This window comes from Shewanella aestuarii (assembly GCF_014647215.1).
Lineage (GTDB): Bacteria > Pseudomonadota > Gammaproteobacteria > Enterobacterales > Shewanellaceae > Shewanella > Shewanella aestuarii.
Map to the genome: position 1 here is coordinate 1 of NZ_BMOT01000019.1, position 15,786 is coordinate 15,786.

12 protein-coding genes and 1 pseudogene are annotated in these 15,786 nt (G+C 43.2%); all 13 read left to right on the forward strand.

Features of this window, described 5'->3' with window-relative positions:
* A partial coding sequence (locus IEY03_RS16820; RefSeq protein ID WP_505973593.1) for an EF-Tu C-terminal domain-related protein occupies positions 1-236 on the forward strand: 236 nt, incomplete at its 5' end.
* 264 nt (positions 237-500) lie between these two features.
* The gene (secE, locus tag IEY03_RS16825; RefSeq protein WP_188843827.1) at positions 501-872 is read left to right on the forward strand and encodes a preprotein translocase subunit SecE; all 372 of its coding nucleotides are present in this window, start codon (positions 501-503) and stop codon (positions 870-872) included.
* A 10-nt stretch (positions 873-882) separates the two neighbouring features.
* Positions 883-1,434: a transcription termination/antitermination protein NusG gene (gene nusG / locus IEY03_RS16830; protein WP_188843828.1), complete on the forward strand. Its 552-nt coding sequence runs from the start codon at positions 883-885 to the stop codon at positions 1,432-1,434.
* Between the two features lie 129 nt (positions 1,435-1,563).
* Complete coding sequence (gene rplK, locus IEY03_RS16835; protein WP_188843830.1) at positions 1,564-1,992, forward strand: 50S ribosomal protein L11; 429 nt, start codon at positions 1,564-1,566, stop codon at positions 1,990-1,992.
* 4 nt (positions 1,993-1,996) lie between these two features.
* On the forward strand, positions 1,997-2,698 hold the full coding sequence (gene rplA, locus IEY03_RS16840) for a 50S ribosomal protein L1 (protein ID WP_188843832.1): 702 nt from the start codon (positions 1,997-1,999) through the stop codon (positions 2,696-2,698).
* A gap of 275 nt (positions 2,699-2,973) precedes the next feature.
* A complete protein-coding gene (gene rplJ / locus IEY03_RS16845; protein ID WP_188843834.1) occupies positions 2,974-3,474 on the forward strand; it encodes a 50S ribosomal protein L10 in 501 nt (166 codons plus the stop codon).
* A 54-nt stretch (positions 3,475-3,528) separates the two neighbouring features.
* On the forward strand, positions 3,529-3,897 hold the full coding sequence (rplL, locus tag IEY03_RS16850) for a 50S ribosomal protein L7/L12 (RefSeq protein WP_188843836.1): 369 nt from the start codon (positions 3,529-3,531) through the stop codon (positions 3,895-3,897).
* Positions 3,898-4,132: 235 nt separating this feature from the next.
* A complete protein-coding gene (gene rpoB / locus IEY03_RS16855; protein ID WP_188843838.1) occupies positions 4,133-8,164 on the forward strand; it encodes a DNA-directed RNA polymerase subunit beta in 4,032 nt (1,343 codons plus the stop codon).
* An 82-nt stretch (positions 8,165-8,246) separates the two neighbouring features.
* Entirely contained in the window at positions 8,247-12,473 is a 4,227-nt protein-coding gene (gene rpoC, locus IEY03_RS16860; RefSeq protein ID WP_188843840.1) for a DNA-directed RNA polymerase subunit beta', read from the forward strand.
* A 174-nt stretch (positions 12,474-12,647) separates the two neighbouring features.
* A pseudogene (locus IEY03_RS16865) lies at positions 12,648-12,885 on the forward strand (hypothetical protein).
* An 83-nt stretch (positions 12,886-12,968) separates the two neighbouring features.
* Positions 12,969-13,439 (forward strand): 30S ribosomal protein S7, encoded by a 471-nt coding sequence (gene rpsG / locus IEY03_RS16870; protein WP_188843842.1) that lies wholly within the window; start codon positions 12,969-12,971, stop codon positions 13,437-13,439.
* 81 nt (positions 13,440-13,520) lie between these two features.
* On the forward strand, positions 13,521-15,617 hold the full coding sequence (gene fusA / locus IEY03_RS16875) for an elongation factor G (RefSeq protein ID WP_188843844.1): 2,097 nt from the start codon (positions 13,521-13,523) through the stop codon (positions 15,615-15,617).
* A 69-nt stretch (positions 15,618-15,686) separates the two neighbouring features.
* Positions 15,687-15,786, forward strand: a 100-nt coding sequence (locus tag IEY03_RS16880) for a GTP-binding protein (RefSeq protein ID WP_229778378.1), incomplete at its 3' end; no start/stop codon positions are given.

The following is a 15,786-nucleotide window of genomic DNA, read 5'->3' on the forward strand; positions in this document are numbered from 1 at the left end:
GCGGACGTCACACTCCATTCTTCAAAGGTTACCGTCCACAGTTCTACTTCCGTACAACTGACGTAACAGGTACTATCGAATTACCAGAAGGCGTAGAAATGGTTATGCCTGGTGACAACATCAAGATGGTTGTTACTTTGATTTACCCAATCGCGATGGACGACGGTTTACGTTTCGCTATCCGTGAAGGTGGCCGTACAGTTGGTGCTGGTGTTGTAGCTAAAATCATCGCTTAATTGCGAATTTAGTTAACACGGAAAAAGGAAGCTTCGGCTTCCTTTTTTGTTTATATGATTGGCAATGAAATAAAACCCAAATTTTTTACTAATTTGTGTTGATTAGATTGCCAGTCATGTTGCGAATGAAGCTGAATCAGAATACAATCTATGGCCGATTTTTGACCCTGTGCTGTGATGGTTTCTGGGGGTAGCTCGGAAATGTCGTAACAGATTAGCTGTTACTAAGTAAGCTCAGGTCGTAGTGAGTAACGGAATTAACCGATGACAACAAATACTGAAAGCCAGGGTAACTCTCTGGATATCGTTAAATGGAGCGTTGCTGTTTTGCTAGTTTTAGCTGCAGTGATTGCAAACCAATTTTTTGCAGAAGCCAGTGTAGTGGCTCGTGTTGCTGGCGTGATTGTAACTTTTGCAATTGCTGGTTTCATTGCATTCCAAACCGTAAAGGGTAAGCAAGCACTTTCATTTGCTCATGAAGCTCATATAGAAGTGCGTAAAGTGATTTGGCCAACGCGCCAAGAAGCGCTTACTACAACGTTTATCGTTCTTGCTGCAACAGGTGTGGTTGCACTGATCCTTTGGGGATTAGACGCAATCTTGTTGCGAGTTGTGAATTTAATTACAGGCGTATAGGCATTTAAACATGACTGAAGCTACAGAAGCGAAAAAAAAATGGTATGTAATTCAAGCCTTTTCAGGCTATGAAGGGCGTGTTTTAAAAACATTGCTTGAGCATATAAAAATGCACAGTATGGAAGCTTACTTTGGTGAGATCCTTGTGCCGACTGAAGAAGTTGTTGAAATGCGTGCAGGTCAACGTCGTAAAAGCGAACGTAAGTTCTTTCCTGGTTACGTATTAGTACAAATGGAAATGAACGACGATAGCTGGCATTTAGTGAAAAGCATTCCGCGTGTAATGGGTTTCATTGGTGGTACCTCTGATCGTCCTGCACCGATTTCTGATAAAGAAGCCAATGCGATTTTACAACGTCTACAAGATACTGTTACGTCACCGACACACCGCGTTATGTATGAACCTGGTGAAGTGGTTCGGGTATGTGACGGACCATTTGCTGACTTTAACGGCACAATCGAAGAAGTCGATTATGATAAGAACCGCGTTAAAGTTTCTGTAATGATCTTTGGTCGTTCTACGCCTGTAGAGCTAGATTTTAATCAGGTTGAGAAAAGCTGATTAAAATAACCACAAAAAAGTGATTGTTTGCGGGTGTGGATTTTTGTATAATCCGCACCCGTTGTTTTCAGGGGAGCAGATTGGCATGTCGCCGAGATGCGTTTGAACCCAAATAGAGGAAATGTCGACATGGCAAAGAAAATTGAAGCTTATATTAAGCTACAAGTAGCAGCCGGTGCTGCAAACCCGTCTCCACCAGTTGGTCCTGCTTTAGGTCAAAAAGGTGTGAACATCATGGAATTCTGTAAAGCATTCAACGCTCGTACTGAAAAGTTCGAGAAAGGTATGCCGATTCCTGTTGTTATCACTGTATATAACGACCGTTCTTTCACTTTTGAAACTAAGACACCTCCTGCGTCTTTCCTACTGCTTAAAGCAGCAGGTCTGAAATCAGGTTCTGGCCGTCCTAATACTCAAAAAGTAGGAACTATCAAGCGTAGCGCTGTTCAGGAAATTGCTGAATCTAAAGCCGCTGATATGACTGGTGCTGACATTGAAGCGATGACTCGCTCAATTGAAGGTACTGCACGTTCAATGGGTTTGGTAGTAGAGGACTAATATAATGGCAAAGCTAACTAAGCGCGCTCGCGTTATCCGCGAAAAAGTTGATGCAACAAAATTGTATGACATCAACGAAGCTGTGGCTCTTTTAAAAGAATTAGCTACTGCTAAATTCGTAGAAAGTGTAGACGTAGCTGTAAACCTAGGTATCGATCCTCGTAAATCAGATCAAAACGTGCGTGGTGCTACTGTACTTCCACACGGTACTGGTCGTGACGTTCGTGTTGCTGTATTCACTCAAGGTGCAAACGCTGAAGCTGCTAAAGCTGCTGGCGCTGAGCTTGTGGGTATGGAAGATTTAGCTGAACAAGTTAAAGCTGGCGAAATGAACTTTGACGTTGTTATCGCATCACCAGACGCAATGCGCGTTGTTGGTATGTTAGGTCAAATCTTAGGCCCACGTGGTTTAATGCCTAACCCTAAAACTGGTACAGTAACGCCAAACGTTGCTGAAGCAGTTAAGAATGCAAAAGCTGGTCAAGTTCGTTACCGCAACGACAAGAACGGTATTATCCACACTACTATCGGTAAAGTGGATTTCACTGCAGAACAGTTAAAAGATAACTTAGAAGCGTTAGTGTCAGCACTGAAAAAGGCTAAGCCTGCAGTTGCTAAAGGCGTTTACGTGAAAAAAGTAAGCATCTCTACCACTATGGGTGCAGGTGTTGCTGTTGACCAAGCTAGCTTGGAAGACATTAAGTAATTTTACAAAATGCGCACATTAGTCTATAATGCGCGCACTTTGTGGGTTGAAGTCGTAATTTACTCATGACTCTTCGAGTTTTGATTAGAAAATCGGCTTCCGTCCAAGACCGCAGGTGTAAATCGTAAGATGCACTTAATTTCCTGCGTAGACGGTGTCAGGCCCCAGCTAATTTTTTTACTGGAAAATCTGCACCGTAAGTAATCAAATACATGTTGTATTTGGTTTGGTAAATACTAGGGAATAACCCTAGGTGGAATCCAGGAGTAAAGCCAATGGCATTAAGACTCGAAGACAAAAAGGCAATTGTTGCTGAAGTCAACGAAGCTGCCAAAGGTGCACTTTCTGCAGTTGTAGCCGATTCTCGCGGCGTAACTGTAGGTGCTATGACCGTTCTGCGTAAAGCCGCTCGCGCTAATGGTGTATATGTACGTGTAGTACGTAACACTTTAGCTAAGCGTGCTGTTGAAGGTACTTCATTTGAATGCCTAGCAGAAACGTTCACTGGCCCAACTTTACTAGCTTTCTCTACTGAGCACCCAGGTGCTGCAGCGCGTCTTTTAAAAGATTTCGCTAAAGAGCAAGCTAAGTTTGAAGTTAAAGGTGCAGCTTTCGAAGGGATGTTTATCCCTGCAGCTGAGATTGATCGTTTAGCGAAACTACCAACATACGAAGAAGCACTAGCTCAGTTAATGATGACTATGAAAGAAGCATCTGCTGGCAAGTTCGTTCGTACATTGGCCGCCCTTCGCGATCAAAAACAAGACGCCGCTTAATTATAAGTTGGCCGCTTAATCAAATTGAATTCAGAACAATAGGAAATATTTCTAATGTCTATCACTAAAGACCAAATTTTAGAAGCTTTTGCAGCAATGTCTGTAATGGAAGTTGTTGAACTAATCGAAGCAATGGAAGAGAAGTTCGGCGTTTCTGCTGCTGCTGCTGTTGTAGCTGGCGGTGCTGATGCTGGTGCAGCTGCTGAAGAACAAACAGAATTCGACGTAATTCTTACTTCACACGGTGCTAACAAAGTTGCAGTAATCAAAGCATTACGTGGCGCAACTGGTTTAGGCCTGAAAGAAGCTAAAACAATGGCTGAATCTTCTCCAATCGCTGTTAAAGAAGGCGTTTCTAAAGAAGAAGCTGAAGCACTTAAAGCTGAGCTATTAGAAGCTGGCGCTGAAGTTGAAATCAAGTAAGTTTTAATTAACTTATCTGTCACCTAAGAAATTAGGTGAAGGCTGGCGGTTTTTTAACCGTCGGCCTTTTTTGCGCTTTATGCGCAGGCGATTTTTATTCACCGTTTATCGCCAGTTTTAGCAGTTCCTAGCAGAGATTACTGGTTAGGTTCTTGCGACAACGGTGACGGGCAAACGTGCTGATTTAATTAAATTTATTTCAGTCTTGGTCACATTTCGTAAGTAGAGGAAACCCATGGTTTACTCCTATTCTGAAAAGAAGCGTATTCGCAAAGACTTTGGTAAGCGTCCAAAAGTTTTGGACATCCCTTATCTATTGTCTATCCAGTTAGACTCTTTTAAGAAGTTCACCGATCAAGATCCTACGGGTGAGCGCGGTTTTGAAGCGGCATTTCGTAGCGTTTTTCCTATCAAGAGCTTTTCTGGTTACTCTGAGCTGCAATATGTCAGCTATAAACTAGGCGAGCCAGTTTTTGATGTGAAAGAATGTCAGATCCGCGGTGTCACTTATTCAGCGCCATTACGCGTAAAATTACGTATGGTGTTGTTTGATCGTGAAGCTGCAGCTGGCACAGTAAAAGATATTAAAGAACAAGAAGTCTACATGGGTGATATCCCATTGATGACTGAAAATGGTACGTTTGTAATTAACGGTACTGAACGTGTAATCGTATCGCAATTACACCGTAGTCCTGGCGTATTCTTTGATCATGACCGTGGTAAAACCCACTCTTCTGGTAAGGTGCTGTATAACGCACGTATTATTCCTTACCGTGGTTCATGGCTTGACTTTGAATTCGATCCTAAAGACGCATTGTTCGTCCGTATTGACCGTCGCCGTAAATTACCTGCGACTATCATGCTACGCGCCTTAGACTTTTCAACCCAAGATATCTTAGACTTATTCTTCGAACGTATTGAATTCAAGATTAAGAAAGATTCTTTAGTGATGGCATTAGTCCCTGATCGCTTACGTGGCGAAACAGCGAGCTATGACATTAAAGATGCTGAAGGCAGTCTATTAGTTGAAGCTGGTCGTCGTATTACTGCGCGCCATATTAAGCAACTTGAGAAAACCAACACGACTGAGCTTGAAGTGCCAGTTGATTACATTGTTGGTAAGTATGCTGCACAAGATTATATCGATGAAGATACTGGTGAAGTATTAGTTACGGCTAACACTGAAATCACCTTAGAAGATTTAGCTAATTTATCTTTAGCTGGCATCAAAAACATTGATACTTTGTTTATCAATGATCTTGATCACGGTGCTTATATTGCTGACACTTTACGTATTGATTCAACAACTAACCGCTTAGAAGCGTTAGTTGAAATCTATCGTATGATGCGTCCTGGCGAGCCACCAACTAAAGATGCTGCCGAAGGTTTATTCCAAAACCTATTCTTCAGTGAAGAACGTTATGACTTATCCAAAGTAGGTCGTATGAAGTTCAACCGTCGTCTTGAAATTGCTGAAGATGAAGGCACTGGCGTATTGTCTAAAGAAGACATCGTTTGCGTTATGAAGAAAATCATCGAAATCCGTAACGGATACGATGAAGTTGACGATATTGACCACTTAGGTAACCGTCGTATTCGTAGCGTTGGTGAAATGGCTGAAAACCAATTCCGTGTTGGTCTAGTGCGTGTTGAGCGTGCTGTTCGTGAGCGTCTATCTTTAGGCGATTTAAACGAGCTAATGCCACAGGACTTGATTAATGCTAAGCCTATTTCTGCGGCAGTGAAAGAATTCTTCGGTTCTTCACAGTTGTCACAGTTTATGGATCAAAACAACCCGCTATCAGAAGTAACGCATAAGCGTCGTATTTCTGCACTTGGCCCAGGTGGTTTGACTCGTGAACGTGCAGGCTTTGAAGTCCGTGACGTACATCCAACTCACTACGGTCGTTTATGTCCAATTGAGACTCCTGAGGGTCCAAACATTGGTCTAATCAACTCGCTAGCAAGTTTTGCGCGTACTAACTCTTATGGTTTCTTAGAAACACCTTACCGCAAGGTAGTTGATGGTGTGATTACTGATGACGTTGAATACTTATCAGCAATCGAAGAAGGCCGTTATGTTATTGCACAGGCAAACATTGAAGTTGATGCTGATGGCCGTATGGTTGAAGAACAAATTGCTTGTCGTCATAAAGGTGAATCAACCTTTATGCGCGCTGCAGATGTTCAATATATGGACGTATCGCCACAACAGATTATTTCTGTTGCAGCATCACTCATTCCGTTCTTAGAACACGATGATGCTAACCGTGCATTGATGGGTGCAAACATGCAACGTCAAGCCGTTCCTACTTTACGTGCTGACAAGCCGTTAGTCGGTACTGGTATTGAACGTACGCTTGCTGTTGACTCTGGTGTGGTAGTTGCTGCTAAACGTGGTGGTGTTGTTGACTACGTTGATGCTAGCCGTATCGTTGTTAAAGTGAATGAAGATGAGCTACGCCCAGGCGAAGCGGGTATCGACATTTACAACTTAACTAAGTACACCCGTTCTAACCAAAATACCTGTATTAACCAACGCCCATGTTGTTTTGTTGGTGATCCAGTTGTTCGTGGTGACGTGTTAGCTGATGGCCCATCTACCGACTTAGGTGATTTGGCTCTTGGTCAAAACATGCGTATCGCATTCATGCCTTGGAACGGTTATAACTTCGAAGATTCGATCTTAATTTCTGAGCGCGTAGCGCAAGAAGACCGTTTCACTACTATTCACATTCAAGAATTATCATGTATTGCACGTGATACTAAGCTTGGAAGTGAAGAAATCACTGCTGATATTCCAAACGTAGGTGAGTCTGCTTTATCTAAATTAGATGAATCAGGTATCGTTTACATTGGTGCTGAAGTGAAAGGTGGCGACATTCTTGTTGGTAAAGTAACACCTAAAGGTGAAACTCAGCTGACACCAGAAGAGAAGCTATTGCGTGCTATTTTCGGTGAAAAAGCCTCTGATGTTAAGGACAGTTCTTTACGTGTTCCTAACTCAGTTAAAGGTACCATCATCGACGTACAAGTATTTACTCGTGACGGCGTAGAAAAAGATAAGCGTGCGCTTGAAATTGAAGACATGCATGTTCGTCAAGCTCGTAAAGATTTGGGCGAAGAGTTCAAGATCCTTGAAGATGGTGTGTTAGGTCGTGCGCGTAACTTATTATTAGCCGCTGGCTTCTCTGAAGCGAAATTAGCTGAGTTACCACGTAAAGATTTACTTATCCAAGTAATTGACGATGAAGCAAAACAAACTGAACTTGAACAGTTAGCTGAACAGCATGAAGAGCTGCGCGCTGACTTCGATAAGAAGTTTGAAGTTAAACGTCGTAAAATTACTCAAGGTGATGACTTAGCACCTGGTGTTCTGAAAATTGTTAAGGTTTACTTAGCTGTTAAACGTACTATCCAGCCTGGTGATAAGATGGCGGGTCGTCATGGTAACAAAGGTGTTATCTCGAAGATTTGTCCAATCGAAGATATGCCTTACGATGATACAGGTAACCCAGTAGACATCGTACTTAACCCATTGGGCGTACCATCGCGTATGAACATCGGTCAGGTACTAGAAGTTCACATGGGCGCAGCAGCTAAAGGCATAGGTAACAAGATTACTGCAATGCTTGAAGAGCAGCGCGAGCTTGCTGAATTACGTGGTTATATCAAACAAGTTTATGAATTAGGCGATGAAGTCATTCAGAAAGTTGATATTGACTCATTCACTGATGATGAAGTTGTACGTCTTGCGAAACACCTTAAAGGTGGTTTACCGATTGCAACGCCAGCATTTGACGGTGCAAAAGAGAAAGAGATCAAGCAAATGCTTGAACTTGCAGGCTTACCAACCTCAGGTCAGTTGTCATTATATGACGGCCGTACCGGTAACGAATTTGAGCGTAAAGTAACCGTTGGTTACATGTATATGCTTAAACTGAACCACTTAGTTGATGACAAGATGCACGCCCGTTCTACTGGTTCGTACAGCTTAGTGACTCAACAACCATTGGGCGGTAAAGCTCAATTCGGTGGTCAGCGTTTCGGTGAGATGGAAGTGTGGGCACTTGAAGCATACGGTGCCGCTTATACTCTACAAGAAATGCTAACAGTTAAGTCAGATGACGTTAACGGTCGTACTCAGATGTATAAAAACATCGTCGACGGTAACCATCAGATGCAACCAGGCATGCCTGAGTCTTTCAACGTATTGTTGAAAGAAATTCGTTCACTTGGTATTAATATCGAGCTGGATCAAGAGTAAGCATCGCACTTAAGCAATGTTTGGTAACCAAGGGTGCTTTGCACATGCAAAGCACCTGGTTTAACTCCTTCAGGAGAGAAACGTGAAAGACTTATTAAAGTTTCTTAAACAGCAAAGCAAGACTGAAGAATTTAACGGTATTAAAATTGGTTTGGCTTCGCCAGACCTAATCCGTTCTTGGTCATTTGGTGAAGTAAAAAAGCCAGAAACCATTAACTACCGTACATTCAAGCCTGAGCGTGAAGGTTTGTTCTGTGCGCGTATCTTTGGTCCAGTTAAAGATTACGAATGTTTGTGTGGTAAATACAAACGTCTTAAGCACCGTGGTGTAATTTGTGAAAAGTGTGGCGTAGAAGTTACCCAGACTAAAGTGCGTCGTGAGCGCATGGGTCACATTGAACTGGCAAGTCCAGTTGCCCACATTTGGTTCTTAAAATCACTTCCGTCTCGTATCGGCTTAATGCTAGATATGACGTTACGTGATATTGAACGCGTACTGTACTTTGAATCATTTGTTGTTATCGAGCCTGGCATGACCACGCTTGAACGCGGCCAAATGCTGACTGAAGAAACGTATTTAGATGCGTTAGAAGAGTACGGCGATGAGTTCGAAGCTAAGATGGGTGCTGAAGCAGTTTTAGAATTGCTACGTGCTATCGATCTTGAGCAACAAATCGAGCAAATGCGCGAAGAATTACCATCAATCAATTCAGAAACTCGTCGCAAAAAAGTGACTAAGCGTCTGAAATTGATGGAAGCATTCTTCACTTCTGGCAACAAGCCAGAGTGGATGATCTTAAAAGTATTACCGGTTCTGCCACCTGATCTACGTCCATTAGTGCCGTTAGATGGTGGTCGTTTCGCGACATCGGATCTTAACGATCTTTACCGTCGTGTGATTAACCGTAACAACCGTTTGAAGCGTCTATTAGACCTAGCAGCACCAGATATTATCGTACGTAACGAAAAGCGTATGTTACAAGAATCTGTAGATGCGTTATTAGATAACGGACGTCGTGGTCGTGCGATTACTGGTTCTAACAAGCGTCCGCTTAAATCTTTGGCCGATATGATCAAAGGTAAGCAAGGTCGTTTCCGTCAGAACTTACTAGGTAAGCGCGTTGACTACTCTGGTCGTTCGGTTATTACCGTAGGTCCTACGCTACGTTTGCACCAGTGTGGTCTTCCTAAGAAGATGGCACTTGAGTTATTCAAACCATTTATCTATGGCAAATTAGAAGGTCGTGGCTTAGCTACTACCATTAAAGCTGCTAAGAAAATGGTTGAACGTGAACAGGCTGAAGTATGGGATGTATTAGACGAAGTGATTCGTGAACATCCAGTTATGCTTAACCGTGCACCAACACTTCACAGACTAGGTATTCAAGCATTTGAACCTGTTCTGATTGAAGGTAAAGCAATTCAATTACATCCGTTAGTTTGTGCGGCGTATAACGCTGACTTCGACGGTGACCAAATGGCGGTTCACGTACCATTAACGCTTGAAGCTCAATTAGAAGCTCGTGCGCTAATGATGTCTACTAACAACATTTTGTCACCAGCTAACGGTGAGCCAGTAATTACTCCGTCTCAGGACGTGGTATTAGGCTTGTACTACACCAGCCGTGAATGTATTAACGGTAAAGGTGAAGCGATGGCATTTGCTTCAGTTGCTGAAGTAGAAAAAGCTTACGCTACGGGTGCTGCTGAATTACATGCGCGCGTTAAAGTACGTATTACTGAAACCCATATAGCTGATGATGGCGAAAGAACAAAAGCGACACGTATTGTTGATACAACAGTAGGTCGTGCATTGTTGTCGTTAATTCTGCCTGAAGGTTTATCTTATGATCTGGTTAACCAGAACATGGGTAAGAAGCAAATTTCTAAGTTGTTGAACACCTGTTATCGTCAATTAGGTCTTAAAGATACTGTTATCTTTGCTGACCAATTAATGTATGCCGGTTTCCGTTTTGCAACCATTTCTGGTGCCTCTGTTGGTATCGATGACATGGTTATTCCTGACGAGAAATACACCTTAGTTGCTGATGCTGAAGCTGAAGTGCTTGAAATTCAAGAGCAGTTCCAATCAGGTCTGGTAACCGCTGGTGAACGTTACAACAAAGTTATCGATATCTGGGCAAGTGCCAACGAAAAAGTTTCTAAAGCTATGATGGAAAACCTGTCAACTGAGACAGTGATTAACCGTGACGGCGTTGAAGAGAAACAAGCTTCGTTTAACAGCATCTATATGATGGCTGACTCGGGCGCTCGTGGTAGTGCTGCACAGATCCGTCAGTTAGCGGGTATGCGTGGTCTGATGGCTAAGCCAGATGGCTCTATTATCGAAACCCCAATTACGGCGAACTTCCGTGAAGGTCTAAACGTACTTCAGTACTTTATTTCTACTCACGGTGCGCGTAAAGGTCTTGCCGATACTGCATTGAAAACAGCTAACTCGGGTTATCTAACGCGTCGTCTTGTTGACGTTGCACAAGATTTAGTCGTTGTTGAAGATGATTGTGGTGTTGAACACGGTCTAACAATGAAGCCGCTAATTGAAGGTGGTGATGTTGTTGAGCCATTACGTGAACGCGTATTAGGTCGTGTTGTTGCTATCGATGTATTAAAACCAGGTTCAGAAGAAATTCTAGCGCCGCGTAATACATTACTCGATGAAGCATGGTGTGACACGTTAGAAGAGCACAGCGTTGATGAGGTTATCGTACGCTCTGTAATTACCTGTGATACTGACTTTGGTGTATGTGCGGCTTGTTATGGCCGTGACTTAGCACGTGGTCATATCATTAACCATGGTGAAGCGATTGGTGTTGTTGCGGCACAGTCAATTGGTGAACCAGGTACACAGCTTACCATGCGTACGTTCCACATTGGTGGTGCGGCATCTCGTGCGTCTGCAGAAAACAACGTTCAAGTTAAGAATGCGGGTTCTCTGAAGTTACACAATGCGAAGCATGTTTCTAACATCGACGGTAAGCTTGTAATCGTTTCTCGTTCTTCTGAACTTGCCATCATCGATGAGCTAGGTCGTGAGAAAGAGCGTTACAAAGTACCTTACGGTACCGTGTTAGAGAAATTGGAAGACAGTGAAGTTACAGCTGGCGAAATCATCGCTAACTGGGATCCACATACTCACCCAATTATTTCTGAAGTGGCGGGTTCGGTTAAGTTTGTTGACATGATCGACGGCGTAACCATGACACGTCAAACTGACGAGTTAACAGGTCTTTCTTCTGTTGTTGTACTTGACGTTGGTGCACGTACTTCAGCTGGTAAAGAAATGCGTCCTGCAATTCGCTTAGTTGATGCTGATGGTAATGACTTAATGATCCCTGGTACTGAAGTACCAGCTCAATACTTCTTACCAGGTAACGCGATTGTAGCAAAAGACGATAACGCGAAAATTAACGTTGGTGACGCCTTAGCACGTATTCCTCAAGAATCGTCTAAAACACGCGACATCACCGGTGGTCTTCCACGTGTTGCTGACTTATTCGAAGCGCGTAAGCCAAAAGAACCTGCTATTCTTGCTGAAATCTCAGGTACCATCTCATTTGGTAAAGAGACTAAAGGTAAGCGTCGTCTAGTGATTACCCCTGCTGATGGTGGCGATCACTATGAAGAGATGATCCCTAAGTGGCGTAACTTAAACGTGTTCGAAGGTGAAAAAGTTGAACGCGGTGAAGTTATTGCGGACGGCCCAGAAGCGGCTCACGACATTCTACGTCTTCGTGGTATTCATCATGTAGCTAACTACATTGTGAACGAAGTACAGGATGTTTACCGTCTACAGGGTGTAAAGATCAACGATAAACATATCGAAGTGATTATCCGTCAGATGCTACGTAAGTGTATTATCACTTCAGCTGGCGACAGTGAGTTCTTAGAAGGTGAGCAAGCAGAAGTTGCACGCGTTAAGATCGCTAACCGCGAACTTGAAGCACAAGGCAAGATGCCTGCTTTGTTTGAACGTGAATTATTAGGTATTACTAAAGCTTCTTTAGCAACCGAATCATTCATTTCAGCAGCATCGTTCCAAGAAACGACTCGTGTACTAACCGAAGCTGCCGTTGGTGGTAAGAGCGATCCATTACGTGGCCTGAAAGAAAACGTAATTGTAGGACGTTTGATCCCAGCAGGTACTGGTTACGCATATCACAAGACTCGTAACGAAGAACGCGCTAAAGCAGCATCTACCGGTGGCAAAGTTGAAGCGCCGACGGTTACTGCAAGTGAAGCTGAGCAAAACTTAGCAGACTTACTTAACCTGGCAGGAAGTCAGGATTAAGTTGCAAAACTGTTAAAAAAGGCGCCTTTGGCGCCTTTTTTCTTCGAATTTCGATCAAAAGTTGGCTATTTCTTGACAGAATGGCATTACCTTTCTAAAATTCCGCGTCCCATCATTGTGGGATATAGATTTTTCACACCTAATTGTTGAGTAATTCAACTGTCGGAGCTATACATGGCAACTGTAAACCAGTTGGTACGTAAGCCACGTGCGCCAAAAGTCGAAAAGACTAATGTGCCTGCGTTGAATCCATAACTTGCAGGAACACAGTGTTATCCTAATCCGTGGTGGTCGTGTTAAAGACTTACCTGGTGTGCGTTACCACACTGTTCGTGGCGCATTAGACTGTGCTGGCGTGACTACACGTCGCCAAGGCCGTTCTAAGTACGGTGCTAAGCGTCCTAAGTCTTAACGTATCCCGTTAAAAGTAAGGCCAAGCTAGTATTTATTTAACATTCCAGTTTTGGAAATACCTGAAGCATACGGAGAATTGATATGCCAAGACGTCGCGTTGTAGGACAACGTAAAATCCTACCAGATCCAAAGTTTCACAGTGAGTTGTTGGCTAAGTTCATCAACGTCATTATGCAGGACGGCAAAAAGTCGACTGCAGAAAAAATTATCTACAAGGCATTAGATGTTGTCGCTGAAAAGAAAAGCGAAGATCATTTAACAATCCTTGAAGCAGCACTTGATAACGTCCGTCCATCAGTCGAGGTTAAATCTCGTCGTGTTGGTGGTTCAACATATCAAGTACCATGTGAAGTTCGTCCAGTGCGTCGTAACGCACTAGCGATGCGCTGGTTAGTTGAAGCTGCTCGCAAGCGTGGTGAAAAATCTATGGCTCTACGTCTAGCAGGTGAAATGCTAGATGCGTCTGAAAACAAAGGTACTGCTGTTAAGAAGCGTGAAGACGTGCATCGCATGGCTGAAGCTAACAAAGCCTTTGCTCATTACCGTTGGTAATATAATGGAGCGGGTATTTGCCCGCTCCATATTGTTGATATTGTCTAAAACAAAATTTGTTTTAGTTGAGAGGGTATAAAAGTGGCTCGTACAACCCCAATTGAGCGTTACCGAAATATTGGTATTGTTGCTCATGTGGATGCAGGTAAAACTACCACAACTGAACGTGTTCTGTTCTATACCGGTCTGTCTCATAAAATTGGTGAGGTGCATGACGGCGCCGCCACAACGGACTGGATGGTACAAGAGCAAGAGCGTGGTATTACTATTACCTCTGCTGCTGTTACTACTTTCTGGCGTGGTATGGATGCTCAGTACACTGAACACCGTATTAATATCATCGATACCCCAGGTCACGTTGATTTCACTATCGAAGTCGAGCGTTCATTACGCGTATTAGATGGAGCAGTAGTCGTATTCTGCGGCTCATCAGGTGTTGAACCTCAATCAGAAACCGTATGGCGCCAAGCTGACAAATACCGCGTTCCACGCATTGTGTTTGTCAACAAAATGGACCGTACAGGTGCTGACTTTGATCGTGTTATTAAACAAATCCGTAACCGTCTAGGAGCGACTTGTGTACCTATTCAAATGAATATTGGTACAGAAGAAGACTTCAAAGGGGTTATTGATTTGATTAAGATGAAAGCCATAAATTGGTCTGAAGAAGATCAAGGAATGACATTCACTTATGAAGAAATTCCTGCTCATCTTGCTGCTAAAGCGGCGGAGATGCATGAGTATCTAGTGGAAGCAGCTGCGGAAGCCTCTGAAGAGTTGATGGATAAATACCTTGAAGAAGGTGAGTTATCTGAAACAGAAATCAAGCAAGCACTGCGTCAGCGCACAATTAATAATGAAATTGTCTTAGCAACCTGTGGTTCTGCATTTAAGAACAAGGGTGTTCAGGCAGTATTAGATGCAGTAGTTGACTTCCTTCCAGCGCCTATCGATGTACCTGCTATTAAAGGTATTGACGAGAACGATGAAGAAGTTGAACGCCCATCTGACGATAATGCACCTTTTGCTGCATTGGCATTTAAAATTGCGACTGATCCATTTGTTGGTACATTAACCTTTATTCGTGTGTATTCCGGTGTGCTTCAAACTGGTGCAGCCGTTTATAACTCTGTAAAACAGAAACGTGAACGGATTGGTCGTATGGTGCAAATGCACGCAAACGATCGTACTGAGTTAAAAGAAGTCCGCGCTGGTGATATTGCCGCGGCTATTGGTTTAAAAGAAGTAACAACGGGTGATACTCTTTGCGATAATGATCACAAAGTGATTCTTGAGCGCATGGAGTTCCCGGAACCGGTAATTACCATTGCCGTTGAGCCTCGTTCAAAAGCAGACCAAGATAAAATGGCCATTGCGCTGCAAAAATTAGCAGCGGAAGATCCATCATTCAAAGTCGAAACTGATCAAGATTCAGCTCAAACACTGATCTCTGGAATGGGTGAGCTACACTTAGACATCATCGTTGACCGTATGCGTCGCGAGTTCAGTGTCGAGTGTAATGTAGGTAAACCACAAGTTGCTTACCGCGAAACCATTCGTTCAAGTGTTGAAGTGGAAGGTAAGTTCGTACGTCAATCTGGTGGCCGAGGTCAATTTGGTCACGTGTGGCTCAAAATAGAGCCGCGCGAAGAAGGTGAAGGCTACGAATTTGTCAACGATACAGTGGGTGGTGTAATTCCTCGTGAATACATTCCTGCGGTTGACAAAGGTATTCAAGAACAGATGAAAAACGGCGTATTAGCTGGTTATCCTGTGCTTGACGTTAAGGTCACTTTATTCGATGGTTCATATCATGATGTGGATTCGAATGAAATGGCGTTTAAAATTGCAGGTTCTATGGGCTTCAAAAAGGGCGCGCTTGAAGCAAGCCCTGTGTTGCTCGAACCTTGTATGAAAGTAGAAGTGACTACACCTGAAAATTATATGGGCGACGTAGTAGGTGACTTAAACCGCCGTCGTGGCATAATTGAAGGAATGGATGATGGCATCGCTGGTGTTAAAATTATCCAAGCAGTAGTCCCTCTATCTGAAATGTTTGGTTATGCGACTGATTTGCGCTCTGCATCTCAGGGTCGTGCTTCTTACTCTATGGAGTTTTTGAAGTACGCAGATGCACCGCAAAACATTGCAAAAGCGATTATAGAATCTCGTAACTAATATTGGTTACGGCATAAATGTTATATTGCTCGAATTAAACGAGCACTTCTGAAAAGAAAGGAATATATCGTGGCAAAAGCTAAATTTGAACGTAATAAGCCTCACGTAAACGTAGGCACCATCGGTCACGTTGACCATGGTAAAACAACTTTAACTGCAGCTATCTCTG